We start from the raw sequence: 24,200 nt of genomic DNA, 5'->3' as shown, positions 1-24,200 counted from the left end.
ACAGGCTGGTGCCCCGACGGGGTCAGCGAAGCGGCGGCGTGCGCGGCGGCGCGACCCGGCGGGGAGCGAGCGCTTCGACGGCCGCGCCGAGGCGGAGCAGCGCGCTGTCGTCGTACGCGCGCCCGGCGATCGTCAGGCCGACCGGCATCCCGATGTCGGGGAGGAGTCCCATCGGAACCGTCACCGTCGGGATGCCGAGGTGGCGGATGGCGAGGTTGCCGTTGGCGATCCAGGTGCCGTTGCGCCAGCCGAGGTCGGCCGACTCGGGGTTCACGTCCATGTCGGCGGGTGCGACATCGGCGACGGCGGGGAAGACGACGGCGTCGAGGCCAGCGGCATCCATCCACTTCTCGACGTCGACCGCGCGAGTCTCTTCGAGACCGCGGAGCCCGGCCTCGAGATGCGGGATGTCGGTGAGAGCGACGCCCGGGTGCGCGCGAACCCAGTCGGGGTACTCGGCGATGTCGTCGTCGAATCCGTCGTAGCGGTCGGGCAGGGCGCCGTCGGGATGCGGGAAGACCCGTGCTCCGTCGACACCGGCGAGGCCGGGAAAGGCGGGGTCGCCGTTGGCCCGGAGGAAGTCGTCCCAGGCCCAGGCCGACAGGTCGACGATCTCGCGGCGCAGGTACTCGGGGCTCACGCGACCGTTCGTCGCGATGGACCCCGCGCCGGGCCGGTCGTTCTCGTAGCGCGACACGACGGGGAAGTCGGTCTCGACGACCTCTGCTCCGGCTGCCTCGAGCTCGGCACGAAGCGACCGCCACAGCGCGATCACGCTCGGCCGCGTCTCGATGCGCTGCCCGGTCGGCCCGCCGATGCCGGGGGAGTCGGCGGTGCCGGCATCCGGATCGGCGCCGATGTACATGCGCGGGACGCCGATGCGTCGGCCGGCCAGCACCGCGCGGGCATCGGCGGGGCCCGTGACCGCGAGGTCGCGGTAGCTCTGCGGGCGGACGGCCGAGGCGGCTGGGATCTCGACCCAGGGCTGCATCCGCCAGAAGTCGCCGTGAGGGTCGGGATCGTCGGCGACGATGACGTCGAGCACGGCGAGCAGGTCGGCCATCGTGCGGGTGTGCGGCACGACGACATCCATCGTCGGGACGAGGGGCCAGTTGCCGCGCACCGAGATCACGCCGCGCGAAGGCGTGTACGCACAGAGGGCGTTGTACGAGGCCGGTCCTCGGCCGCTCGACCACGTCTCCTCGCCGAGTCCGAAGGCGGCGAAGCTCGCGGCGGTGGCCGTGCCGGAGCCGTTCGACGATCCCGATGCGAACGGGGCGGTCAGATAGTCGGCGTTGTACGGGCTCTCGGCCCGCCCGTAAAGACCGCGCTGCATGCCGCCGTTGGCCATCGGGGGCATGTTGGTCAGGCCGAGGCAGATGGCCCCGGCATCCCGCAGCCGCTCGATCGTGAACGCGTCGCGCTGCGCGAAGAGGTCGGCGAAGGCGGGGCTTCCGGCGGCGGCAGTCAGGCCGCGGACCAGGTAGCTGTCCTTCGCGGTGTAGGGGATGCCGTCGAGCGGGCCGCGGCTCTGACCGCGGGCACGACGGTCATCGGATGCGCGGGCTTCGGTGAGGGCGTCGGGGTTGCTGACGACGACTGCGTTGAGCGCCGTGGCGGTGTCGGGGCCGTCGTAGGCGTCGATGCGGGCGAGGTAGGCCTCGACGAGCTCGACCGCGGTGGTCTCGCCGCTCGCGAGCGCCGCCCCGAGCTCGGCGATCGTGGCCTCGCTGACCTCGATCACCGGTCGGTCCCTGTATGCGACTCGACGGGGGAGGGTGCGGGGAGAGCGGGCTGCTGCTGCGTGATGCAGTGGATGCCGCCGCCGCGAGCGAAGAGCGGGCGGGCGTCGACCGTCACCACGCGGCGGCCGGGGTAGGCATCGGCGAGGATGCCGCGGGCCCGGTCGTCCGCCGCCGGGTCGCCGAACCCGCACGCGACGACCCCGCCGTTGACGACGAGGTGGTTGACGTAGCTGAAGTCGACGAAGCCCTCGTTGTCGCGCAGCTGGGCGGGCCCGGGTAGGTCGACGATCTCGAGGCCCCGGCCCGCAGCATCCGTCGCGGCCTCGAGGGCGGCGCGGATCTCGGGCATGACGGCGTGGTCGGGGTGCGCAGGGTCGGGCTGCGCGTGCAGCAGCACCCGGCCGGGGGCCGCGAAAGTCGCGACGATGTCGACGTGGCCGTTGGTGCCGAACTCGTCGTAGTCGCGCGTCAGCCCACGTGGCAGCCAGATGGCCGTGTCGGCGCCGATCGTGCGGAGCATCTCTGCCTCCACGCGGGAGCGATCGGCGAAGGGGTTGCGGCGCGGGTCGAGCTGGACGGTATCGGTCAGCAGCACCGTGCCGGCGCCGTCGACGTGGATGCCGCCGCCCTCGTTGACGAGCATCGAGCTGACGAGCTCCGCTCCGACCTGAGCCGCGATGATGCGGGCGTGCTCGGCGGAGAGTCGCCAATCCGCCCAGTCGGGGGCGCCCCAGCCGTTGAAGATCCAGTCGACCGCGCCGAGGACGCCCGGCCGCTCGTCATCGAGCACGAAGGTGGGGCCGTGGTCGCGCATCCAGAACTCGTCGACCGGCGTCTCGTGCTGCTCGATCCCGCTGCCGAGCAGATCGCGCGCCCGTGCGGTCTCGGTCGGATCGACGAGCATCGAGACCGGCTCGAACTCGGCGACGGCGCGGGCGACGGCGGTCCAGGCGGCGTACCCCTCCGCGCGGTCGGCGTCAGTCTCTCCCAGGGTGAGCCCGACGCGCGGGAACGCCATCCAGGTGCGCTCGTGCGGCGCGGACTCGGCCGGCATCCTCCAGGGCATCGCGGTCCTCCGAGGTCTAGTTGATCAGTTGATCAATTTCTCGGAAGCGTACAGACTGGCGGGCATGGCGTCAAAGGATTCCGCGGGGCGAGCGCGACTGAGCGGAGAGCAGCGCCGCGCGCAGATCGCCGCCGCCGCCGAGAGCATCGCGCGCGAGCAGGGGCTCAGCGCGGTGACCCTGCGCGCGGTCGCGGCGTCGGTGGGAGTCGGGTCGGCGCTGGTCGCCCACCATGCGCCGAGCATGGACGACGTCGTCGCCGCAGCATTCGAGACGATCGTCGCCGCCGAGTTGCGCGACCTCGAACACCTCCGCGCGGGCAACCCCGATTCCGTGGTGCTGGTACGCGAGCTGCTGCGCACGCTCCTCGACGGCAGCCGCTCCGACGTCACGCTCGTGTGGGTGCAGTCGTGGGCGCTCGGCCGTCGCAACGAAGCGCTCGCCGAGCGGGTGCGCACGCAGATGGACGCCTGGACGGCCTTCCTCGAAGGCATCATCCGCGACGGCGTGCGCACCGGCACGTTCCGGGTCGACGACCCCGCGGCCGTCGCGGCCCAAGTGCTCGGGATGATCGACGGGCTCAACGCCCACGCTCTCGTGTCGTGGCGCGACGCCGACTCGCGCATCCGCCTGATGTCGACGGCGGTCGAGGCGCTGCTCGGGCTGCGCGCGGGAGACCTCGTGGCGCGGTGACCGGGACCGCTTTCACAGGGGGCGGCGATTCTCAACCCGTCGGCGCGGGAAGCGCATGGCCCCTACGGTGGGATCACGCGAGCGAGGGAGCACAGCCATGGCACATCGAGCACTCGTCCTGACCGGATCGGGGCGGTACGCCGACCCGTGGCATCCGTTCGCCGAGGTCGGTGCGCAGGTCGCCGACATCCTCCGTCACCGTGATTGGGAAGTCGCCGTGTCGGACGACGTCGATCAGGGCATGGCGAACCTCGACGGCTACGACCTCGTCGCGGTCTGCGCGGGCGATCCGTGGCGCGGCGGAAGCAGCCTGACGCGGGGCGCCCCGCCGTCCTCAGTCGCGGGCTTCGCCGCGGCGCTCGAGCGCGGCATCGGCGTGCTGGCGGTGCATTCGGCGGTCTCGTCGCTGCGCGACTATCCGGAGTGGGCACCCGCGCTGGGCGCCATCTGGCTGCCCGAGCTCTCGTTCCACCCCGAGGCGGGTGAGATGACGGTCCAGGTCGAGCCGGATGCCGTGCCCGTCGAGGTTCCCACCACCTTCCACACCCACGACGAGCGCTACTGCGCGCTGCAGCGGCTCGGGCACCGGACCGTCGTGGCGTGGCACGAGGGCGATGGCGCGAAGGAGGCCGCGGCGTGGGTTCGGGAGTACGGTGGCGGCCGCATCGCGGTCGACGTGCTCGGTCACGATGAGCGCGCCTTCGAGGCCTCGGGACACCGGACTCTCGTCGCCGCTCTGGCGGCCTGGGCGGTCGCGAGCAGCTGATCCGGGAACCCGTGGATCGGACGCGTCAGCGAAGCGCGGCGCGATACCTCTCGACGACGACCGCCGCGACCGCGTCGTCGGGGGCGAGCGGCTCGGTCACGATGTCTGCTCCGGCGTTCGCGATCACGCCCGCGAAGTGTCCGGGGGCGAGGACGTAGCTCGCGGCGAAGACGCGCGTCGCACCTGTCGCGCGCGCGGCCTCGACCGCCACGCCGATGCGGATGCCGGCGCCCGCGGCGAAGCCCACCGACACCGGCATACCCAGATGGGCGGTCAGCAGGTCGGCCATCGCCGCGACGTCGACCTCGGCCGCCGGATCGGACGATCCCGCCGCCGCGAGCACGACGGCCTCGGCGCCGGGCAGCGCGTCGGCTGCGCCCAGGCCGGCGGCGCGCAGCCGCTCGGCGAGCAGACCGGCCAGCAGGTCGTGCGGACCGAGCGCGGGAGTCGCGACGCACGGGCCGGGGGCCGCCGCGACCGCGCGTGCGATGTCGACCCGCGTGTGGAAGCCGGTGGAGAGCAGCAGTGGCACGACGACGGATGCCGCCCCCGGGGGCACGCCCGCGACGACGGTGTCGATCTCGGGCTCCTGCACGTCGACGAACGCCTCCTCGACCTGCACCCCGGGGAGCATCTCGCGCACCCGCGAGACGACCCCGGCGATCGCGGCCCGGCCCTCGAGGGAGCTCGTGCCGTGGGAGCAGGCGATGAGGACCGGGGTCATGGCGTCGTTCCCGTCGTCGTGAGGTCGAGTCGATACCCGCGTTTGACGACCGTCCGGATGAGGCCGGGGCACCCGAGCGCTTCGCGCGTGCGGGCGATCGCGACGTCGAGGGCGTGGTCGCCGGCGCTCGAACGCGGCAGCGACCGCTGCAGATCGGTGCGGCTCACGACGCCACCCGCCGCGGCGAAGAGTGCTTCGAGGATGAGGGCTGAGGTCGGTGAGAGCGGGATCACGCGCCCGTCGAGGACGGCGGCCGAGCTGCGCAGCTCCAGTCGTCCGGCCGGGGTGAGAAGCGAGGGCGCGTGGCCGCCGCCGAAATGGGTGACGACGGCGCGGACGAGCGAGCCCAACCGCCCGCGTTCGGCGATCAGAGGTTCCGCTCCGGCGCCGCGGAGGGGGGCTGCGGTGATCGGCCCGACGGCCGCGAGAAGCAGCCTCCGGCCGTGCGCCCGCTGGACGATGTCGTCGAGGACGCCTTCCCGGCGGGCGGTTGCGATCCATTCCGCCGCGCCCGGCGCGGAGGTGAAGAGCACGGCGTCGACCTCGCCCTGTGCGGTCGCGACGACCGAGCGCGCGACGGCCGCCGGGTCGGGCGGCGGCCCCCACCGGTACACCGTGAGGCTGACGACGTCTGCGCCCGCACCGGTGAACAGCTCGTCGAGGCCGTCGGCTCCCGAGCCGTGATGCTGCACCGCGACGCGGCGACCGCGCACGCCTTCGGCGAGCAGGAACTCGCCGAGCTCGCCCGAGGTCTCCGACTCGGCGACCCAGTCGGCCAGGAGGCCCGCTTGCTGGATCGCACCGCGCGCTTTGGGCCCGCGGGCGACGATCTGGGCGCCGGCGAAGGCGTCGTGCAGATCGTCGAGGAGCCCTGCTTCGTCGGCGGCCTCCATCCACCCCCGGAATCCCACGCCTGTCGTCACGACGACGACATCCGGCGGATCTGCGATCAGCGAGCGCGTCGCCGAGATGAGCGCCTCGTCGTCGATGTGCGGCACGATGCTCAGCGCCGGCGCGTGTCGCACGCTCGCCCCGTGCCGCTCGAGCGCCGTCGCGAGCTCGTTCGAGCGCCGATCGACGGCGATGACGATCGTGCAACCACCGAGAGCGGCCGAGAGTGCGGGACGGACGGACTGATTCACCGGGTGACGCGCTCCCGTTCTCCAGCGTGCGCGAGCAGCAGGCCCGGTCGGGCGACCTCGCCGATCACGATGACCGCGGGATTCGCGACACCGGCGGCTGCGGCATCCGCGAGCACCGTCGCGAGCGTCGACCGGGTCGTGCGCTGCTGCGGCGTGTGGCCCCGCTCGACGATGGCGACCGGACGCTCGGCAGGAGCGCCCGCGGCCCGCGCGGCCTCGACGATGCGCGGCAGCGCTGCGACGCCCATCAGGAAGACGGTCGTGATCGCGTCGTCGCCGAGCGCCGTCCGCGTCGACGGCGTGATCGGCCCCTGGCCGTTGGCGACGTAGAGCCCGCCCGAGACGCCGCGGTGGGTGACGGGGATGCCGGCGGCTTGCGGCACCGAGACGACGCTCGTGAGGCCGGGGACGACCTCGACCGGAATCCCGGCCGCGTGGCAGGCGGCGACCTCCTCGCCACCCCGACCGAACACGAAGGGGTCGCCGCCCTTGAGACGCACGACGCGTTTGCCGGCACGGGCATGGGCGACCAGCAGGGCGTTGATCTCGTCCTGCGTCACCGGGTGGTGGCCGGGCTGCTTGCCGACGTCGATGATCTCGACGCTCGGCTCGAGCTCCTGAAGGACATCGACGGGGCCGAGTCGGTCGGCCACGACGACATCCGCTTCGGCGAGCAGGCGCCGGCCCCGCACGGTCATGAGGTCGGCCGGACCCGGCCCGCCGCCGACGAGATCGACCCGGCCGCCGCCGCGGCGGCGTCGACGCAGCGGCAGCGCCCCCGCACGCAGCGCGGCGGCGATCGCGTCGCGCAGGCGGACGGCGCGCCGCGGGTCGACTCCCGCGTCCGAGGCGACCCCCACGATGACGTCGCCGCTGCGGGTCTCGGCGGCAAGCCGAGCCGAGCCGTGCGCCCCGTCGGATGTGTTCACGCAGAAGACGCGGTCCGATTCGCACCACGCCGCGACCGCGGCATCCACCCGGGGGATGCCGGTGGCCGTGTGCACGAGCCACGCGTCGGCGATGTCGTCCCGCCGCACGTCGCGCGCCAGCCAGATGAGGCCGTGCGCGGTCACGACATCCCGCATGGCGTCGCCGAGGGCGGGGGACACGACCCGGACGTCGGCTCCTTCGTCGAGGAAGCGGCCGATCCGCCCGGCGGCGACGGCGCCGCCGCCGACGAAGACGACGCGGCGGCCGGTGAGCGAGAGCCCGAGCATCGTCGTCATGCCACACCTCCGTTGCGGATGAAGATGGTGCCTTCGCCATTTACGGCCACCGGCCAGACCGGCAGCATCCGCTGCTCCTTGCCCTGGGTGTCGAGGCACGCGCCCGTCCGCAGGTCGAAGACCTGCTTGTACATCGGCGACGCGACCGTGGGCGCGTCGCCGCGGGTGCCGACGATCCCGCGCGACATGACGTTCGCGCCGCTGTACGGGTCGAGGTTGGCCGTCGCGTGAACACGACCGTCGTGCAGGAGGAACAGGGCGATCTGCCGGTCTCCGAGCAGCGCCGCACGGCCACGCTCGACCTCGAGGTCGTCGAGCCGGCACACCGCCGTCCACGCCGAGCTGCGGCTCTGCGCGCGCAGCGCGCTGTCGATCTCGCTCACCGTGTCGTCCACCAGGGTCATCGCCGCACCTCCAGGGTCGTGCCGGCGATGAGCACGCGGTCTTCCGTGCGTTCGTCGGCGGTCGCGGGCCGCGGCTGACCTCGCTCGACGGTGTACGCCAGCGAGGGGTCCGGCGTCGTCGGCGCGTTGACGAACGACGCGAAACGCCGCAGCTTGTCGGGGTCGGCGAGGGTCGCCGCCCACTCGTCCTCGTAGGCGTCGATGTGGCGCGCCATCGCGGCATCCAGATCGGCGCAGATCCCGAGCGCGTCGTCGAAGATGACGGCGCGCAGACCGTCGATCCCGCCCTCGAGGTCTTCGAACCACGGAGCGGTGCGCTGCAGCCGGTCGGCCGTCGAGATGTAGTACATCAGGAAGCGGTCGATCGTCGTCAGGAGGGCGTCGTCGTCGAGGTTCTCGGCCAGCAGCACCGCGTGACGCGGAGTGAACCCGCCGTTTCCGCCGACATAGACGTTCCACCCGGTCTCGGTCGCGATCACCCCCACGTCCTTCCCGCGGGCCTCGGCGCATTCGCGGGCGCATCCCGAGACCCCGAGCTTGAACTTGTGGGGAGCGCGCAGTCCGCGATACCGCAGTTCGAGGCGCACCGCCATGCCGACGGAGTCCTGCACCCCGTACCGGCACCAGGTCGACCCCACGCACGACTTCACGGTGCGCAGCGACTTGCCGTACGCGTGACCCGACTCGAAGCCGGCCTCGACGAGTCGCCCCCAGATCGCCGGCAGCTGTTCCAGCCGGGCCCCGAAGAGGTCGATCCGCTGGCCGCCGGTGATCTTCGTGTACAAGTTGAAGTCCTGGGCGACCTGCGCGATCACGAGCAGCTTCGCCGGGGTGATCTCGCCGCCCGGGATGCGGGGGACGACGGAGTAGCTGCCGTCCTTCTGCATGTTCGCCATGACGTGATCGTTCGTGTCCTGCAGCGTTGCGTTCTCGCCGTCGAGCACGTGACGGCCGGTGAGGGTCGACAGGATGCTGGCGAGCGCGGGCTTGCAGATGTCGCATCCGCGCCCCGCGCCGAAGCGCTCGATCACGGCGCTGAACGTCGTCAGACCCGACACCCGCACTGCGTCGAAGAGCTGCCGGCGCGACAGGTCGAAGTGCTCGCAGAGGGCGTTGCTGACGGTCGCCCCCGACTTCGCGAGCTCGGCGCCGACCAGCTTCTTGATCATCGGGACGCACGAGCCGCACGCGGCTCCCGCCTTCGTGCAGGCCTTGACGGCGGCGACATCCGTGCATCCCTCGTCGTGGACGGCCGAACGGATGCCGCCCGCCGTCACGCTGTTGCACGAGCAGACGAGGGCCGCATCGGGCAGCTCGCCGGTCGGGGCCGCGACGCCGCCGTCCGGCATCAGGTAGGCGACCGGGTCGCCGCCGAGCGCGCCGCCCACGAGCGGGCGCAGCGAACCGTACGCCGAGGCATCGCCGACGAGGATGCCGCCGAGCAGGGTCTTGGCGTCATCCGAGAGCACGAGCTTCTTGTAGACACCCGCCACGGGGTCGGCGTAGACGACGTCGAGGGCGCCGGGCGTCTCGGCGAACGCGTCGCCGAAGCTCGCGACATCCACGCCCGACAGCTTCAGCTTCGTCGACACGTCGAAGCCGCCGAAGGTGGCGTCGAGCCCGAGCAGGCGCGTCGCGGCGACCTCGGCCATCGCGTAGCCGGGAGCAACGAGCCCGACGCACTGACCGCCGAAGCTGGCGACCTCGCCGATCGCCAGGATGCGGGCATCCGAGGTGTCGCATCCCTCGTCGATCACGACGCCGCCGCGCGGGTCGACGGCGAGGCCGGTATCGCGCGCGAGCTCGTCGCGGGGGCGGACACCGACGGTGAAGACCACGACGTCGGTGCGCTCCCACGTGCCGTCGCGGAACTCGAGCCCGACCACCTGGCCGGTGCGATCGGCGTCGAGCCGGGTGGTCAGCGCCGAGGTGCGCACCCCGATTCCCCGTGCCGTGATCAGGCGGCGCAGGGCATCTCCGGCCGGAAGGTCGAGCTGAGCCGACATCAGCCTGTCGGAGGACTGCACCACGGTGCAGTCGACGTCGAGCCCCTGCAGCGCGCCCGCCGCTTCGAGGCCGAGCAGGCCGCCGCCGATGACGGTTCCGGTCAGCCGTCGGCCGAGCTCAGCCGAGCGTCGCTGCACGAACGCCTCGAGCGCTTCGACGTCGTCGAGGGTGCGGTAGACGAAGCAGCCCTCGTGGTCGTATCCGTCCACCGCCAGCCGGGCCGCGTACGAGCCGGTCGCGAGCACGAGCCGGTCGTAGCCGATGCGCTCGCCGGTGTCGACGAGCACTTCGACGGCGTCGCGGTCGATGCGGGTGACGGTGCGCCCGCGGAGGAACCGCACGCGCTCGTCGTCGAACGGCGAGCGGTCGAGCTCGAGGTCTTCGGTGGAGGCGCCGGCGAAGAACGATGTCAGCCCGACCCGGTCGTAGGGGTGTCGCGGCTCGTCGCCGACGACCGTCACGCGCCAGGTGTCGTCGGCGCGGCTCAGCAGGCTCTCGACGAAACGGTGGGCGACCATTCCGGCGCCCACCACGACGATGTGTCGGGTGGGGCCGGTGGAGCTCATGCCGCGACCGTACGCGGGCGAGGTTGCCGGGTCGTCAGCGGCGTGTTTCCGGCTGCTTACGGTGCGCGCCATGAGTCAGACCCGGGCGGTCTCGGGCTCGGCGGCTGCGGGCTCGGCGGCGGGCTCGACGGCGGGTTCGACGGTGGCCGGCGCGACGGCCCCGGTCGCACGGGTGCGCTTGGGCGTGCGCGCGCGACGCGGCGAGGTCGGCCGGCCGTAGGTGAAGTAGAGCGGGATCGCGACGAAGACGAGGCCACCGACGAGGTTTCCGAGCACGGTGGGGATCTCGTTCCAGATCAGGTAGTCCATGATCGTGAAGTCACCGCCGAGGAGGAGCCCCGAGGGGAACAGGAACATGTTCACGATCGAGTGCTCGAAGCCCATGAAGAAGAAGAGCATGATCGGCATCCACATCGCGAAGATCTTTCCGATGACATCCTTCGAGATCATCGCCAGCACGACGCCCGTCGCGACCATCCAGTTGCACAGGACGCCGCGGACGAAGAGCGTGAGCATGCCCGCTGCGCCGTGCTCGGCGTAGCCGACGGTGCGGCCCTCGCCGATGTGGCCGATCGCCTGGCCCACCTCGTTCGGCGGGGTCGAGAACCCGTAGGTGACGACGATCGCCATGAGGACGGCGACGGTGAAGGCGCCGATGAAGTTGCCGAGGAACACCAGGCCCCAGTTGCGCAGGATGCCGCCGAGCGTCACCCCCGGACGCCGGTCGAGCCAGGCGAGCGGCGCGAGCACGAAGACGCCGGTCAGCAGGTCGTAGCCGAGCAGGTACAGCATGATGAAGCCGATCGGAAAGAGGACGGCGCCGAGCAGCGGCATCCCCGTCGTCACGGTGATGGTCACGGCGAAGGCGGCGGCGATCGTGAGGACGGCGCCGCCCATGATGGAGCGGATGAGCGTGTCGCGGGTCGAGAGCATGACCTTCGACGCGCCCGCGTCGATGACGGTCTGAACGAGCTCGGTGGGCTTGACGTAGGACATCGCGTCCTCCTTCGGTCGAGAGCCGGTGGGTATGGTGCTCGACGCTAGAGGCGGGGTGTTTCCCCGGCGGTCTCTCTGATCGCCCGTTCGGTTACCTCTTTCTCACTTCGTCGGACGGGTGGATGTGAGAACCGCGGGGGGCTGCGGGCGATTCGGGCGGGGTGCGGAAGAGTAGAGGTGTGTCCGTCGTCTCCGCCCTGTACCGCTATCCCGTCAAGGGGTTCACGCCCGAAGCCCGCGACGAGCTCGTCGTGCAGGCCGATGGCCGGATCGCCGGTGACCGGGTTCTTGCTTTCCGATTCGCCGACGCCGTGGAGCCGGAGGATGCCGACGGCCTCGAGTCGTGGCCGAAGAGCAGGGGCCTCGCGCTCATGGACTTCCCGGCGCTCGCGCAGGTGACGCTCGCGTTCGAGGCCGAGGCGCAGCGGCTGCGGCTGAGCGCCGGCGGTGTCGTGCTTGCCGAGGTGAGGCTCGACGACGCCGGTCGGCGCGAGCTCGAGGAGGCTGTGACCGCCTTCGTGCTCGCGTCGGGCGACGCGCGACGCCTCGAGCGCGAGGGCGTGCTGCCTCTGCGTCTCATCGGCGACGGCGTCATCTCGCGATTCCAGGATCGGGCGCGCGGCTACGTCTCGCTGCACGGCGCCGCCTCGGTCGCGGAGGTGGATGCCGCGGTGGCCGCGCCCGTCGACAGCCGGCGGTTCCGCTCGAACATCGTCGTTTCGGGTGCCGGGGCGTGGGACGAGCTCGGCTGGAGCGGCCGCATCCGCATCGGCGACGTCGCCTTCGACGTGCAGCGCCCCATCGGCCGCTGCGCCGCGATCATGGCCAACCCCGACACGGGCGAACGCGACGCGCGGCTGCTGCGGGTGCTGACGACCGAATTCGATCAGGCCGAGCCGACCCTCGGCATCCTCCTCCTCCCCGCCGCCGGCGGCGGTGTGGTTCGGGTCGGCGACGAGGTCGTCATCGGGGGCTGAGCCGGGGTGGTCGGCATCCGTTCGTGGGTGCCGGGATGCAAGGGATCGTGCCCGACACCCGGGTGGGATGCCCCGGCGCCGGGGTGTCGTCGGCAATCACTTGCATCGCGGCGGGCTGAGCGGTGCAGGGGCGGGGCCGGGGCGGGGCTTGGTTCACGTGCGGGGATACAAGTGTTCCCGACCGACACCCGGGTGGAGGATGCCGCATCGCGGCGTGTCGGGTGTGGTCCCTTGCATCGCGAATCGGCGCGACTGGGGCGGTTCCGACGGCAACCGCACGAATGCGAAAGGGACGCGACCGATGGCCGCGTCCCTTTCGCATCTGAGGGGCTGACGGGAATCGAACCCGCGCTATCTGCTTGGGAAGCAGATGTTCTGCCATTGAACTACAGCCCCACGCACCCGAAGGTGCTCGGTCAGCTTACCCCACGGGGCTCGGACCGCCCGAAGCAGGGCCGCCAGGGCCGCCAGGAGCAGACGGCCCATTCGGAGCCGCAGGCCCACCCGGAGCTGCAGGCCCAGCCGGTCCTCCGGACCCAGCAGGGCCACCCGGGCCGCCCGGCCCAGCAGGACCTCCCGACCCAGCCGGGCCGCCCGGCGCCGCGGGGCCAGCCGGGCCGTGACCGCCCGGCGCGGGCGGAGCCTGCGGGTACGGCGGTGCTGCCGGACGCGGACCGGCAGCATAACCACCGCCACCAACCGCACCCCCACCGCCTGGGAACTGTCCGCCGCTCTCGCGCATGGCGAGCAGCATCCCGTTCTTCACCGCCGTCCGCATCAGCAGGTAGCTCACCCAGAGGATGAGCGCGATCGTCCCGAGGTAGATCGCGATGCCGAGCACGATGAAGCCGATGCCGAAGGCCGCTGCGGGTCCTGCGTAGTCGTTGTACATGGCCCGCACACTATCGCTCGAGCCCGTCGTACACGACCCCTGATCAGCGCTCGATCGAGACCTCTACGATGCGCCGGTCGGATGCCGTCACGCGGTGCACGTCGCCGACGATCTCGGTCGCCGCCTCGGTCTCGCGCTCCGCGCACGACGGGCCGACCCACAGCTCGATGTCGCCGGGTTCGACGATGCGCACGCCCTCGCGTCCGGTGAACGCCAGCCGCGCTGTCGGCACATCGAACGAGACGGTCGCCTCGGCGCCGGCATCCAGCTGCACCCGGGCGAAGCCGAGCAGCTGCGCGACGGGGCGGGTGATGCTCCCGTGGAGGTCGCGGGCATAGAGCTGCACGAGATCGGTGCCGGCGCGCCCACCCGTGTTCCGCACCCGCACGGTCGCCGTGAAGGCGTCGCCCGCGGGCACCGACGCCGTCACCGACAGATCGGTGCGTTCGAACGTCGTGTAGCTCAAGCCGTGCCCGAAGGGGAGCGCGGGGGTGCTGTCGGCGCTCGTGATCTCGTTCGGCCCGCCGAGGATCGGGTGCAGGTAGCTGTAGGGCTGCGAGCCCGACGAGCGGGGGAGCGAGACGGGAAGGTGACCCGACGGCGAGACCTCGCCGCTCAGGACCGCAGCGATCGCGGCACCCCCTTCTTCGCCGGGGAAGAAGGTCTGCAGCGCCGCGGCGACGGCCCCCTCGCCCGAGAGCGCCCAGTCGATCGCGTAGGGACGACCCGACAGGATGACGAGCACGACCGGCGTCCCCGTCGCGACGAGACGCTCGACGAGCTCGCGCTGCACGCCCGGAAGCTCGAGCGAGTCGGCGTCGTTTCCTTCGCCGACGGTGCCGCGCCCGAACAGACCCGCCCGGTCGCCGACGGCGACGATCGCGACATCCGCCGCGCGTGCGGCATCCTCCGCCTCGGCGAAGCCCGACCGGTCGTCGCCCTCGGCGTCGCAGCCGCGCACGACGGCGACCTCAGCGTCGGCAAGGGCTTCGGCGACGGATGCCGCAAGGGTGGGGATCTCGAATCCCAGGGGTACGCCCGGGTGGTGCGCGAGCACGTGATTGGCGAACGAGTAGCAGCCCATGAGGGCTTCCGAGCTGTCGCCGTTCGGTCCGATCACGGCGACGCGGCGAGGCGACGCCAGGGGAAGGGTGCCGTCGTTGCTCAGCAGCACGACCGATTCCTCAGCCAGGCGGCGAGCGAGGGCGCGGTGCGCGGGCGAGTCGAGGTCGACGCTGGTCGGCGGCGTCTCGAACGTCTCGTCGAGCAGCCCCAGCTCCTCCTTCTGGATCAGCACGCGGCGGACGGCGCGGTCGATGAGCGCCTCGTCGACCAGTCCCGCGCGCACGCGCTCGGCGAGCGGCCCGACGTAGGCGTCGCCGGTAGGCAGCTCGACATCGATGCCGGCCTCGAGGGCGAGCTGCGCGGCCTCGCCGCGGTCTCGCGCGACGGCGTGCATCGTCTGGAGAAAGGCGACGGAGAAGTAGTCCGACACGACGGTGCCGTCGAAGCCCCATGTGTCGCGCAGGAGGTCGGTGAGGTAGGCGGGGGTCGCGGCGACCGGCACCCCGTCGATCTCGGCGTACGAGTTCATGACCGACCGCACGCCGCCGTCGCGCACGGCCATCTCGAACGGCGGAAGGAAGACGTCGGCGATCTCGCGCGGTCCGGCGTGGACCGGTGCGTGGTTGCGGCCCGCCTGCGAGCCCGAGTAGCCCACGAAGTGCTTCAGCGTCGCGTGCACCCCCGTGCTCTGCAGGCCTCGCACGTACGCGGTGCCGATGACGCCGACGACGTACGGGTCTTCGGCGATGCACTCGTCGACGCGGCCCCAGCGGGGGTCGCGGATGACGTCGAGCACCGGGGCCAGCCCCTGGTGGATGCCGAGCTCGCGCATCGACTCGCCGATGAGCGCCCCCATCTCCTCGACGAGCTCCGGGTCGAACGCCGCTCCCCACGCGAGGGGTGTGGGGAAGGTCGCCGCCTGCCATGCCGCCAGGCCCGTCAGGCATTCCTCGTGAACGAGTGCGGGGATGCCCAGCCGCGTCTCGCGGACGAGCCGGCGCTGCTCGTCCCACAACCACGCCGCCCGCTCGATCGGGTCGACCGGCCGTGTGCCGTAGACGCGGGTGAGCTGGCCGAGGCCGTGGACGGTGGCGTCGGCGTACGCGGTCGACGACGCCATCTCGCCGGCCATCGGGGCGACGACCTCATCGCCCTGGTCCACCCAGAAGCCGACCAGCTGGGCCAGCTTCTCGTCGAGGGTCATGCGCGCGATCAGGTCGGCGACGCGCGTCGAGACGGAGATATCGGTGAGGGTCACAGTTCGTGCTTTCTCTACGGGGGATCAGCCCTTGACGGCGCCGGTCAGACCGCCGACGATGCGGCGCTCGAACAGACTGAAGAACGCCAGGGCGGGAAGCATCGACAGGGAGGTGAAGGCGAGCACCTTCGCCGTGTCGACCGAGTACTGCGACGAGAACGCCTGCACGCCGAGCGGCAGGGTGAAGGTCGCCTCGTTGTTGAGGATGAACAGCGGCAGCAGATAGCTGTTCCAGCTGCCGATGAAGGCGAGGATGCCGACCGTGATGACGCCGGGCACCGACAGGGGCAGCACCATCCGCCAGAAGAACGACAGGCGCCCGCATCCGTCGATGAACGCGGCCTCCTGGATCTCGTCGGGGATCGCCCGCAGGAACGGCACCAGGATGATGATCGTCATCGGCAGTGCGAAGGCGATCTGCGGCAGGATGATGCCCGCGAGCGAGTTCATCAGGCCGAGGTCGCGGATGACGATGTACAGCGGGGTGATCGCGACGGTGATGGGGAACATCAGGCCCGAGGCGAAGACGGCGTACAGCACTCCGCGACCGCGGAACTGGTAGCGGGCGATGATGTAGCTCGCCATGAGCCCCAGCAGCACGGCGCCGATCGTCGTGGCGCCGGCGGCGATCGTGGAGTTGAGCACCTGCTGCCAGAACTGCGACCCGGTGAGCACCGTGAGGTAGTTCTCGATGTTCCAGGGCGACGGCCATCCGGCGGGGTCCACCGTGATCTGGGCGTTGCTGCGGAAGCCGCCGATGATGATGTAGAGCACCGGCGTCAGCATGAGCGCGATCACGACGAGGGCGACGAAATACACCACGGGGCTGCCCCAGGGCAGGCGCTCTCTGCGGCGCCCGCGACGACCGGTGGGGGCGGGGGTGACGACCGCGCGAGTGGCGGAAGAGGTGAGGGCGGTCATCGCTCCTGCTTCCCTTCGGTGATGGCCCCGGCGGTGTCGCGTCGCAGCACATAGCGCTGGTACACGATCGCGACGACGAGGGAGATGAGGAAGATCACGACGGCGACGGCGTTTCCGAAGCCGTAGCTGCCCGCGTTGCGGCCGTTGACGACCATGTAGGTGGCCATCGTCGAGGTGCCGGCCGTCGAGGCGACGTACTGACCCCAGATGATGTACACGAGGTCGAACAGCTGCAGCGCGCCGATGATCGAGAGGAACGCCCAGATGCGCAGGGTGGGGGCGAGCAGCGGCAGGGTGATCCGCCAGTGCATCTGCCAGTAGCCGGCGCCGTCGAGGGCGGCGGCTTCGTACAGTTCCTCGGGGATGCCCTGGAGGCCGGCGAGGAAGAGGATGACGGCGAAGCCGACGTACTTCCACGTGAGGATGCCCATGAGTGTCCAGATGGCGATCGAGGGATCGGCGATCCAGTCGCGCGTGAACGCCCCGAGGCCGAGCTGCTCGAGTGCGCCGTTGAGGGCGCCCTGGGTCTGCAGCATGAGCCCGAAGCCGGTGCCGACGACGACCTCGGCGATGACGTACGGAACGAAGATCAGCACGCGGATGAGCGACTGCCCGCGCATGCGGCGGTTGAGCAGCAGAGCGAGGAGGACCGCGACCGGTCCCTGGAGCACGAGGGATGCCACGACGATGATCGCGTTGTGGCTGAGGGCCTCGACGAAGGTCGGGTCGGTGAGGATCGTGATGTAGTTCTGCAGGCCGACGAACTCGGTAGGCGGTCCGTAGCCCTGCCAGCGGAAGAAGCCGTAGTACGCGGCCATCACGACGGGGAAGATGACGAACCCGACGAACATCACCAGGGCGGGTCCGACGAGCACCGCGATCTCGAGGCGACCCGACCAGCCGAGGCCTCGGCGGCGCCGGGAGGGCGAGGGCGTCGTGGTGACGCCCTCGCCCCGGGCCGCGAGATCCACGCCGTCGGCGTTGCCCGCCACGGCTGTCTCGCTGAGCGACATGATGCGGATCAGCCCTTCTTCGCCGCGTCGGAGACCGACTGGATCATCTGCTCGGGCGTGCTCTTGCCCGCGAGCAGGTCGACGACGGCGACGTTGAGCGCGTTGCCGACGTTCTGGCCGAGGACGGTGTCGAGCCACTGCGACACGAAGGGTGCCTTGTTGTATGCGGCGAGGACCTCCTGGAGGTACTCCTCCTCGACGGCGCCCTGCGCGACCGAGTTGACCGGCGGAGCGTTGAACGCCTTGTAGTAGGCCTCCTGCTGCTCGGCGCTGGCGAGGAAGTTCAGGAAGTCGGCGCACTCCTTGGGGGCCTTGGCCGAGCACGAGTACCCGTCGACACCGCCCATGATCGAGCCGGGCTCACCCGCTCCGCCCGACAGCTCGGGGAAGGGGAACCACGCCAGGTCGGGCAGAGGCTGCTCGTCGGGCGTGAGCGAGGCGATGACGCCGGGGTTCCAGGCGCCCATGAGCTCCATGCCCGCCTGGTGGTTCGCGATGAGGCCCGCGCTGCTGCCCGCGCCCTGCTGCGCCGAGGTGGTGAGGTAGCCCTCGTTGAACGGCTGGAGCTCGGCGAAGTCGGCGAGGTCCTCGGCGGACTTGAGCCAGCATTCGTCGCTGAAGTCCTTCGAGTCGCCGGTCTTCTCGATCGTCTCCGGGCTGCACTCGCGCAGCGCGAAGTTGTAGAACCAGTGCGCGGCGGGCCAGGCGTCCTTCGCGCCGAGAGCGATCGGGGCGATACCGGAATCCTTGAGCTGCCCGACGACGGTCTTGAGGTCGTCGACCGTCGTGGGGGTCTCGGTGATTCCGGCGTCGGTGAACAGGTCGGAGCTGTACCAGAAGCCGCTGGGCAGCACGGCGAGCGGCATCGCCCACACCTTGTCCTGGTAGGTCTCGGCCTTGAACGAGCCCTCCGAGATCTCTTCCTTGGCGGTGTCGCCGATGAGGTCGGTGAGGTCCATCAGCTGTCCGGCCTGGACCATGGCGGCCATCTTGCCGCCGCCGCGCTGCAGGAAGATGTCGGGCGGGTCTCCCGCGTTGAGTGCGGTCTGGAGCTTGCCGTCCATGTCCTCGTTCTGAACGGACTGCATCGAGATCTTCACGTTCTCGTTCTCCGCCTCGAACGCGGCGATCGCGTCCTTCCAGAACTCCTGTCCGGGGCCGGTCGTCGAGTTCTGCCAGAGCGTCATCTCGACGGTGCCGTCGGCGCTGCCGCCGTCGCCGTTGGCGCTGCAGGAGGTGAGGGCCAGTGCCCCCACCGCCAAGACGGCTGCCGTGACAGCTGCCTTGCGGCGAGCCGTGATGGAGCGTGCCATGTGATTCCTTCTCTCTTCGTTGAGTGGACATCTGCCGGTGAGCGCGCCGCGGCCGGGCCCGGGCTGGGCTGCTCGAACCGCCGAGCGGCGATGCTCGGGTGTCGTCGGACATTCGCTGGTGCTGTCGGACACCGAAAGTTTGCGCGGGCAACAAAGAGGTGTCAAACGTTTTCGAAAACGGTTTCCATTTCGGGCTAGCATGCGTGCATGGACCGTCGCCGCCCCACCATCCACGACGTCGCCGAGCGCGCCGGCGTCTCGGTGTCGACGGTGTCGAAGGCCGTCAATGGGCGCTACGGCGTGGCGACAGCCACCGTGGATGCCGTGATGGCGGCCGTTGCGGAGCTCGGTTACGAGTCGAGCCTCATCGCCAGCAGCATGCGCTCGCGCTCGACGGGTGTGATCGGCGTCCTCGTCGCCGATTTCGAGCCGTTCAGCGCTGAGATCCTCAAGGGTGTGGGCGAGGCGCTTCGTGACACCAGTTACGACCTGCTCGCCTACTCAGGGTCGCGGGGCGACGAGGAGGGGTGGGAGCGGCGGTCGCTGTCGCGCCTGAGCGGAACGCTGATCGACGGCGCGATCATGGTCACACCCACGGTGGTCAAAGCGAGTGCCGACGTCCCGCTCGTCGCGATCGACCCGCACACCGGCCCCGCCGACGTGCCCATCGTCGAGAGCGACAGCTACGGCGGCGCCCGTGAGGCGACGGCCTACCTCATCGGCATGGGGCACACGCGCATCGGCTACATCGCGGGACGCGCCGACCTGCGGTCGTCGATCGCACGCGACGCCGGATATCGTCGCGCGCTCGCCGACGCCGGCATCCCGTTCGACGCGACGTACGTCGGGGCGGGGCGCTATCGCGAGGCGACGGTGCGCGAGGTCGCGATCGACATGCTCTCGGCGGCCAACCGGCCCACCGCTGTCTTCGCGGCGAACGACGTGTCGGCGATCGCCATCCTGCAGGTGGCCGCCGAGCTCGGGCTCGAGGTTCCCCGCGACCTGTCGATCGTCGGATTCGACGACATCCCCGAGGCGACGAGGCTTCCCGTCCCCCTGACGACGGTGCGACAGCCGATGGGGCGCCTGGGGGCGGCCGCGGTGCAGATGCTGCTGGCCCTCATGCGCGGCGAGACGCTGCCGGCCACGCATCTGCGGCTTCCGACGAAACTGGTGGCCCGGCAGACCACCGCGCCGCCCGCCCGGTATCGGGCCGGATGACGTCCTCGCCCGGCCTCGCGCTCTAGGCTGTGTCCGTGCTGCTGAGTGATCGCGACATCCGTGCCGGAATCGATCAGGGCCGTATCGGTCTCGACCCCTGGGATGCCTCGATGGTGCAGCCCTCGAGCGTCGACGTGCGCCTCGACCGGTACTTCCGCCTGTTCGACAACCACAAGTACCCCTTCATCGACCCGGCGCAGGATCAGCCCGAGCTGACCCGTCTGATCGAGGTCGAGCCGGACCAGCCGTTCATCCTGCATCCGGGCGAGTTCGCGCTCGGATCGACGTACGAGCAGGTGCGCCTCGGCGACGACGTCGCCGCGCGTCTGGAGGGCAAGTCGTCTCTCGGGCGGCTGGGCCTGATCACCCACTCGACGGCCGGCTTCATCGACCCCGGGTTCTCGGGTCACGTGACGCTCGAACTCGCCAATGTCGCCACTCTGCCGATCAAGCTCTGGCCGGGGATGAAGATCGGGCAGCTCTGCTTCTTCCAGCTCAGCTCGCCGAGTGAGAACTCCTACGGATCCGGCCCGTACGGCAACCGCTATCAGGGGCAGCGCGGCCCGACCGCGTCGCGCTCGTTCCAGAACTTCCACCGGACCGACGTGGGCACGATCGACGCCGGATCGCGCGGCGCCTGACGCGGTTCCGGGACGGATGAGGGCCCCGAGGCGTCGAACCTCGGGGGCCTCATCCGAGTTGCCGCGGGTCAGGCGGCGTCGCGCCCGGCCGCGAAGCCGGCGGTGAAGCCGCGCTCGAACGCGTGCTCGCCGTGGTGGGGCTGCTCGCCGCAGCGAGGGCCCCGGCCGTGGCCGACGCGGTGGTCGTGGCCGAAGCGGTGACCGAAGCCGCGGTGGCCCCGGGGGCCGAATCGGCGTGGTCCGCTCTCGTCCCAACCCAGCTCGCGAGCGATCGCTTCGAGCGAAGCGACCGTCGTGGCGTAGTCCTCCTCCGTCACGGCGCCCCGCACGCGACCGCGGACGCCCGTGACGAGCCCATGGATGCGGTCGCGCTCGCGACGGCCCTCCTCTGTGATGGTCCAGATCCCGTCGCGCTCGACGGCCCAGCCGCGAGCCGCGAGTGACCGGACGCGCTTGCCGCCGCGCTGCACGCGCTCGGCCAGGCCGGGGATGTCGCGCCCGCCGGCGAGGACATCGAGCACGGCCCAGTCTCGGCGGTCGAGCCCCTCGGCGGCCAGCGCCCGATTCATCTCGGTGGCGAGTGCCGCTCCGGCGGCGCGCATCCAGAAGGCCAGCGACCGCGATCGGGTGTCGCGTGTCTCGGGGGTGTTGTCGTGGTTGTTCATGGTGTTCCCTTCGCGGGCCGGCGCATCCGACCCGTTATGTATGTCATGTGTCATGTATATGCACTATGACATGCAGTCCGGTCCATGTCAAGTCGCATGTATTCTCGAACCATGACGGCTGCCGACGACCCGCAGATCGATGCCATCGCCGACGCGTTGGGGCGTCTGCGCGGGTTGCGGCGTCCAGGGCCCGGTCCGCAGCACGCAGCGCACGCGCAGGGGCCGTTCGGCAGCCACGCCGGGCACGGCCCGCACGGACATCGCGGGGGTCCGTTCGCCGACGGACGCGGGAGGATGGCGGGCCTCGCGCGCCTGCGCATGCTCGAGGCGCTCGCCGCGGCATCCCACCCGCTCAGCGTCAGCGAGATCGGTGAGGCGATCGGTGTCGACCAGCCGCGGGCCTCCCGGCTGGTGCAGCAGGCCGTCGAGCTCGACCTGGTGCGTCGCGAGGCCGACCCCGACGACGCCCGCCGCACCCGCATCGCACTGACCGACGAGGGGCGTGGATTCGCGCGCAGCGTGCGGGGTGAACGTCGCGCGGCCCTGGGCAGCGCGCTGGACGGATTCACCGACGACGAGCGCGCCGAACTGGCCCGACTGCTCACCAAACTCGCCGACGCCTGGCCGCGCGGCTGAGCCATACCCGCTGTCGCGGATGCAGGCAACTGGGCTTCTCCACTTTGCGTCGCGCCGGTATCCTGCCACCCTGGTTCGGTGAGCACCGAGAATCAGCCCTCTCCCGCAGAACGCATAGCCGCGGTGTCCACCCCGGGCACGATCGCCCGTTGGGTGTTCTGGCCCGCCGCGGTCGTGATCGTCGGCTTCAGCGCCTTCGCGATCATCTTCCCCACCACGGCCGAGTCGTTCTTCGGCGCCATCCAGACGTCGATCGTCGACTCGTTCAACTGGTACTACGTCCTCATCGCGGCCTTCTTCGTCGGCTTCGCGATCTTCGTCGGCTTCAGTCGTTTCGGTGACATCAAGCTCGGACGCGACGACGACGAGCCCGAGTTCTCGACCGGCTCGTGGTTCTCGCTCCTCTTCGCGGCGGGCATGGGTATCGGACTCGTCTTCTACGGCGTGAGCGAGCCGCTCAGCCACTTCGTCGACCCGCGACCCGGGGTGACCGGCACCGAGCAGCAGCTGGCTCAGGGAGCGCTGACGCAGACGTACCTGCACTGGGGTGTGCACGCCTGGGCGATGTACGTGGTCGTCGGGCTCGCGCTCGCGTACGCGATCCACCGCCGTCGCCGGCCGATCTCGATCCGTTGGGCGCTCGAGCCGCTGCTGGGCAATCGTGTGCGTGGGGCCGCGGGCAACGTGATCGACGCGGTCGCCCTCGTCGGCACCCTGTTCGGTGTCGCAACCTCGCTCGGACTCGGTGTCATGCAGATGGGCTCGGGCCTCGAGTTCATCGGCCTCCCTCCCATGAACGACGCGATGCTCATCGGGCTCATCGCGATCGTCTCCGTCTTCGTCCTGTTCTCGGTGCTGTCGGGAGTGACGAAGGGGATGAAGTGGCTCTCCAACTTCAACCTCATCGTCGCCGGCCTGCTGCTTCTTTTCCTCCTCTTCGCCGGGCCGACGCAGTTCCTCCTGCGAGAGTGGGTGCAGTCGATCGGTGCGTACATCCAGGACTTCATCGGCCTCTCCTTCACCGTCAGCGCTCTCCAGGGGGCGGCGGGCGAGGCCTGGCAGGCGCAGTGGACGTCGTTCTACTGGGGCTGGTGGATCTCGTGGGCGCCCTTCGTCGGCATCTTCATCGCGCGCGTCAGCAAGGGGCGCACGGTTCGCCAGTTCGTCGCGGGCGTGCTGCTGGTGCCGACCCTGATCGGCATCCTGTGGTTCGCCGTCCTCGGCGGCTCGGCGCTGTACCGAGAGCTCGAACAGCCCGGGTCGATGCTCGCCGCCGATGGTTCGGTGAACCTGCAGGGGGCGCTGTTCCAGCTTCTCGAGGGGCTGCCGGCCGGTGGCGTGCTGACGATCGGCGCCATCGTCCTGATCGCCGTGTTCTTCATCACCTCGGCCGACTCGGGCGCCCTCGTCATGGGCATGATCGCCACGGGCGGCAACCCCGAGCCGCCGCGCTGGGTGCGTGTGTTCTTCGTCGTCATCACCGCCGCCCTCGCGAGCGCACTCCTGCTCGCCGGTGGCCTGCAGGCTCTGCAGACCGCGGCGATTCTCATCGCGCTGCCCTTCTCGATCGTCATGCTCCTGATGTGCTGGTCGACGGTGCTGGCCTTCCAACGCGAGCGCCGCGCGTACGCCCGTGCGGAGCGGGCCCAGTTCATCGAACGCATCGGCGATCACTACGGCCTCGAGGTCGAGGAGCCGAACGAGCGGGGAGTGCGCTTCCCGTGGATCGTCGGCAGGCGCGGCTGACGCGGACATCGTCGATCGCCGCGAAGGCGCCGGGCCCGACCGCCCGGCGCCTTCGTCGTACGCTGGGCGGATGCCTCCGGTGTCCTCCGCCCGTCTGACCGATGTTCCCGCCGAGACCCTCTACCGTCTGCTCTGGCTGCGCGTCAGCGTCTTCGTCGTCGAGCAGGCCGCGGCCTACCCCGAGCTCGACGGCCGAGACCTCGAGCCCGACACCGAGCTCTTCTGGATCGAAGACGACGGACGGGTTCTGGCGACGCTCCGGCTGCTGCGCGATGCCTCGGGCAACGCCCGCATCGGACGCGTCGCCACCGCCGCGGAGGCCCGCGGCCGTGGCCTGTCGGCCCAGCTCATGCGCGCGGCGGTCGAGCGCGTCGGCGAGCGGTGGCCCGGCGCGGCGATCGACCTCGACGCGCAGAAGCACCTCGCCGACTGGTACGGGCGGTTCGGATTCGCGATCAGCGGGCCGGAGTTCTCGGAGGACGACATCCCGCACGTCCCCATGCGGCGTTCCGCCTGAAG

General features: G+C 71.0%; 21 protein-coding genes and 1 tRNA gene. 8 read left to right on the top strand and 14 right to left on the bottom strand.

Features of this window, described 5'->3' with window-relative positions:
* Positions 1 to 22: 22 nt before the first annotated feature.
* Both ACU6RU_RS03675 and ACU6RU_RS03670 read right to left on the bottom strand, forming a co-directional pair.
* The gene (locus ACU6RU_RS03675) at positions 23 to 1,744 is read right to left on the bottom strand and encodes an amidase (protein WP_446725921.1); all 1,722 of its coding nucleotides are present in this window, start codon (positions 1,742 to 1,744) and stop codon (positions 23 to 25) included.
* A complete protein-coding gene (locus ACU6RU_RS03670) occupies positions 1,741 to 2,811 on the bottom strand; it encodes an agmatine deiminase family protein (RefSeq protein WP_446725920.1) in 1,071 nt (356 codons plus the stop codon). The genes ACU6RU_RS03675 and ACU6RU_RS03670 overlap by 4 nt, the downstream gene beginning before the upstream one ends.
* A gap of 64 nt (positions 2,812 to 2,875) precedes the next feature.
* On the opposite strand from ACU6RU_RS03670, the gene ACU6RU_RS03665 reads away from it, so the two are divergent.
* Entirely contained in the window at positions 2,876 to 3,502 is a 627-nt protein-coding gene (locus ACU6RU_RS03665) for a TetR/AcrR family transcriptional regulator (RefSeq protein WP_289330717.1), read from the top strand.
* Positions 3,503 to 3,599: 97 nt separating this feature from the next.
* The gene (locus ACU6RU_RS03660) at positions 3,600 to 4,268 is read left to right on the top strand and encodes a ThuA domain-containing protein (RefSeq protein ID WP_183045317.1); all 669 of its coding nucleotides are present in this window, start codon (positions 3,600 to 3,602) and stop codon (positions 4,266 to 4,268) included.
* Positions 4,269 to 4,293: 25 nt separating this feature from the next.
* On the opposite strand, the gene ACU6RU_RS03655 is transcribed toward ACU6RU_RS03660, so the two are convergent.
* From ACU6RU_RS03655 to ACU6RU_RS03630, 6 genes are all read right to left on the bottom strand, one after another.
* On the bottom strand, positions 4,294 to 4,992 hold the full coding sequence (locus ACU6RU_RS03655) for a sirohydrochlorin chelatase (RefSeq protein WP_446725919.1): 699 nt from the start codon (positions 4,990 to 4,992) through the stop codon (positions 4,294 to 4,296).
* Positions 4,989 to 6,134, bottom strand: coding sequence for a uroporphyrinogen-III synthase (locus ACU6RU_RS03650; protein ID WP_446725918.1), 1,146 nt, complete (start codon positions 6,132 to 6,134; stop codon positions 4,989 to 4,991). Before ACU6RU_RS03650 ends, ACU6RU_RS03655 begins: the two co-directional genes overlap by 4 nt.
* The gene (gene cobA, locus ACU6RU_RS03645) at positions 6,131 to 7,360 is read right to left on the bottom strand and encodes a uroporphyrinogen-III C-methyltransferase (protein ID WP_446725917.1); all 1,230 of its coding nucleotides are present in this window, start codon (positions 7,358 to 7,360) and stop codon (positions 6,131 to 6,133) included. Before cobA ends, ACU6RU_RS03650 begins: the two co-directional genes overlap by 4 nt.
* The gene (gene nirD, locus ACU6RU_RS03640) at positions 7,357 to 7,764 is read right to left on the bottom strand and encodes a nitrite reductase small subunit NirD (RefSeq protein ID WP_301113538.1); all 408 of its coding nucleotides are present in this window, start codon (positions 7,762 to 7,764) and stop codon (positions 7,357 to 7,359) included. Before nirD ends, cobA begins: the two co-directional genes overlap by 4 nt.
* A complete protein-coding gene (nirB, locus tag ACU6RU_RS03635) occupies positions 7,761 to 10,337 on the bottom strand; it encodes a nitrite reductase large subunit NirB (RefSeq protein ID WP_446725916.1) in 2,577 nt (858 codons plus the stop codon). The genes nirD and nirB overlap by 4 nt, the downstream gene beginning before the upstream one ends.
* Before the next feature lie 75 nt (positions 10,338 to 10,412).
* A complete protein-coding gene (locus ACU6RU_RS03630) occupies positions 10,413 to 11,333 on the bottom strand; it encodes a formate/nitrite transporter family protein (RefSeq protein WP_289330723.1) in 921 nt (306 codons plus the stop codon).
* Between the two features lie 179 nt (positions 11,334 to 11,512).
* Between ACU6RU_RS03630 and ACU6RU_RS03625 the strand changes: the two genes are divergently transcribed.
* Complete coding sequence (locus ACU6RU_RS03625) at positions 11,513 to 12,310, top strand: MOSC domain-containing protein (protein WP_446725915.1); 798 nt, start codon at positions 11,513 to 11,515, stop codon at positions 12,308 to 12,310.
* 325 nt (positions 12,311 to 12,635) lie between these two features.
* On the opposite strand, the gene ACU6RU_RS03620 is transcribed toward ACU6RU_RS03625, so the two are convergent.
* The 5 genes from ACU6RU_RS03620 to ACU6RU_RS03600 form a co-directional block, all read right to left on the bottom strand.
* Positions 12,636 to 12,706: transfer RNA gene (locus tag ACU6RU_RS03620), tRNA-Gly, on the bottom strand.
* Between the two features lie 539 nt (positions 12,707 to 13,245).
* Positions 13,246 to 15,471 carry a beta-xylosidase/alpha-l-arabinosidase gene (locus tag ACU6RU_RS03615; protein ID WP_446725994.1) on the bottom strand — a complete coding sequence of 742 codons (2,226 nt, stop codon included), beginning with the start codon at positions 15,469 to 15,471 and terminating at the stop codon, positions 13,246 to 13,248.
* 78 nt (positions 15,472 to 15,549) lie between these two features.
* Entirely contained in the window at positions 15,550 to 16,446 is an 897-nt protein-coding gene (locus tag ACU6RU_RS03610) for a carbohydrate ABC transporter permease (RefSeq protein ID WP_289330733.1), read from the bottom strand.
* Positions 16,443 to 17,459: a carbohydrate ABC transporter permease gene (locus ACU6RU_RS03605; RefSeq protein ID WP_120263664.1), complete on the bottom strand. Its 1,017-nt coding sequence runs from the start codon at positions 17,457 to 17,459 to the stop codon at positions 16,443 to 16,445. The genes ACU6RU_RS03610 and ACU6RU_RS03605 overlap by 4 nt, the downstream gene beginning before the upstream one ends.
* Before the next feature lie 8 nt (positions 17,460 to 17,467).
* Positions 17,468 to 18,772 (bottom strand): ABC transporter substrate-binding protein, encoded by a 1,305-nt coding sequence (locus tag ACU6RU_RS03600; protein WP_289330734.1) that lies wholly within the window; start codon positions 18,770 to 18,772, stop codon positions 17,468 to 17,470.
* A 207-nt stretch (positions 18,773 to 18,979) separates the two neighbouring features.
* On the opposite strand from ACU6RU_RS03600, the gene ACU6RU_RS03595 reads away from it, so the two are divergent.
* Together ACU6RU_RS03595 and dcd are read left to right on the top strand one after the other, a co-directional pair.
* On the top strand, positions 18,980 to 19,993 hold the full coding sequence (locus tag ACU6RU_RS03595; protein ID WP_120263662.1) for a LacI family DNA-binding transcriptional regulator: 1,014 nt from the start codon (positions 18,980 to 18,982) through the stop codon (positions 19,991 to 19,993).
* Positions 19,994 to 20,028: 35 nt separating this feature from the next.
* The gene (gene dcd, locus ACU6RU_RS03590; protein ID WP_120264439.1) at positions 20,029 to 20,634 is read left to right on the top strand and encodes a dCTP deaminase; all 606 of its coding nucleotides are present in this window, start codon (positions 20,029 to 20,031) and stop codon (positions 20,632 to 20,634) included.
* A 68-nt stretch (positions 20,635 to 20,702) separates the two neighbouring features.
* Here the strand turns inward: dcd and ACU6RU_RS03585 are convergent, their stop codons facing one another.
* Complete coding sequence (locus ACU6RU_RS03585; protein WP_446725914.1) at positions 20,703 to 21,299, bottom strand: MarR family winged helix-turn-helix transcriptional regulator; 597 nt, start codon at positions 21,297 to 21,299, stop codon at positions 20,703 to 20,705.
* A gap of 111 nt (positions 21,300 to 21,410) precedes the next feature.
* Between ACU6RU_RS03585 and ACU6RU_RS03580 the strand changes: the two genes are divergently transcribed.
* From ACU6RU_RS03580 to ACU6RU_RS03570, 3 genes are all read left to right on the top strand, one after another.
* Entirely contained in the window at positions 21,411 to 21,935 is a 525-nt protein-coding gene (locus ACU6RU_RS03580) for a MarR family winged helix-turn-helix transcriptional regulator (protein WP_289330736.1), read from the top strand.
* A 78-nt stretch (positions 21,936 to 22,013) separates the two neighbouring features.
* A complete protein-coding gene (locus ACU6RU_RS03575) occupies positions 22,014 to 23,681 on the top strand; it encodes a BCCT family transporter (protein WP_120263660.1) in 1,668 nt (555 codons plus the stop codon).
* A gap of 70 nt (positions 23,682 to 23,751) precedes the next feature.
* Positions 23,752 to 24,198 (top strand): GNAT family N-acetyltransferase, encoded by a 447-nt coding sequence (locus tag ACU6RU_RS03570; RefSeq protein WP_446725913.1) that lies wholly within the window; start codon positions 23,752 to 23,754, stop codon positions 24,196 to 24,198.
* Positions 24,199 to 24,200 lie beyond the last annotated feature (2 nt).

Source organism: Microbacterium sp. F1-18 (genome assembly GCF_052921305.1).
The sequence above is the reverse complement of the archived record's forward strand: the minus strand, read 5'-3'. Positions and strand labels throughout refer to the sequence as shown.

What these genes read in the sequence shown, in the direction of transcription:
- ACU6RU_RS03595 (WP_120263662.1), top strand. Translation starts at nt 18,980, where the DNA reads ATGGACCGTCGCCGCCCCACCATCCACGACGTCGCCGAGCGCGCCGGC.
- ACU6RU_RS03605 (WP_120263664.1), bottom strand. Translation starts at nt 17,459, where the DNA reads ATGTCGCTCAGCGAGACAGCCGTGGCGGGCAACGCCGACGGCGTGGAT.
- nirB (WP_446725916.1), bottom strand. Translation starts at nt 10,337, where the DNA reads ATGAGCTCCACCGGCCCCACCCGACACATCGTCGTGGTGGGCGCCGGA.
- ACU6RU_RS03665 (WP_289330717.1), top strand. Translation starts at nt 2,876, where the DNA reads ATGGCGTCAAAGGATTCCGCGGGGCGAGCGCGACTGAGCGGAGAGCAG.
- ACU6RU_RS03570 (WP_446725913.1), top strand. Translation starts at nt 23,752, where the DNA reads ATGCCTCCGGTGTCCTCCGCCCGTCTGACCGATGTTCCCGCCGAGACC.
- cobA (WP_446725917.1), bottom strand. Translation starts at nt 7,360, where the DNA reads ATGACGACGATGCTCGGGCTCTCGCTCACCGGCCGCCGCGTCGTCTTC.
- ACU6RU_RS03580 (WP_289330736.1), top strand. Translation starts at nt 21,411, where the DNA reads ATGACGGCTGCCGACGACCCGCAGATCGATGCCATCGCCGACGCGTTG.
- ACU6RU_RS03610 (WP_289330733.1), bottom strand. Translation starts at nt 16,446, where the DNA reads ATGACCGCCCTCACCTCTTCCGCCACTCGCGCGGTCGTCACCCCCGCC.
- ACU6RU_RS03670 (WP_446725920.1), bottom strand. Translation starts at nt 2,811, where the DNA reads ATGCCCTGGAGGATGCCGGCCGAGTCCGCGCCGCACGAGCGCACCTGG.
- ACU6RU_RS03660 (WP_183045317.1), top strand. Translation starts at nt 3,600, where the DNA reads ATGGCACATCGAGCACTCGTCCTGACCGGATCGGGGCGGTACGCCGAC.
- nirD (WP_301113538.1), bottom strand. Translation starts at nt 7,764, where the DNA reads ATGACCCTGGTGGACGACACGGTGAGCGAGATCGACAGCGCGCTGCGC.
- ACU6RU_RS03655 (WP_446725919.1), bottom strand. Translation starts at nt 4,992, where the DNA reads ATGACCCCGGTCCTCATCGCCTGCTCCCACGGCACGAGCTCCCTCGAG.
- ACU6RU_RS03615 (WP_446725994.1), bottom strand. Translation starts at nt 15,471, where the DNA reads ATGACCCTCGACGAGAAGCTGGCCCAGCTGGTCGGCTTCTGGGTGGAC.
- ACU6RU_RS03630 (WP_289330723.1), bottom strand. Translation starts at nt 11,333, where the DNA reads ATGTCCTACGTCAAGCCCACCGAGCTCGTTCAGACCGTCATCGACGCG.
- ACU6RU_RS03585 (WP_446725914.1), bottom strand. Translation starts at nt 21,299, where the DNA reads ATGAACAACCACGACAACACCCCCGAGACACGCGACACCCGATCGCGG.
- ACU6RU_RS03600 (WP_289330734.1), bottom strand. Translation starts at nt 18,772, where the DNA reads ATGGCACGCTCCATCACGGCTCGCCGCAAGGCAGCTGTCACGGCAGCC.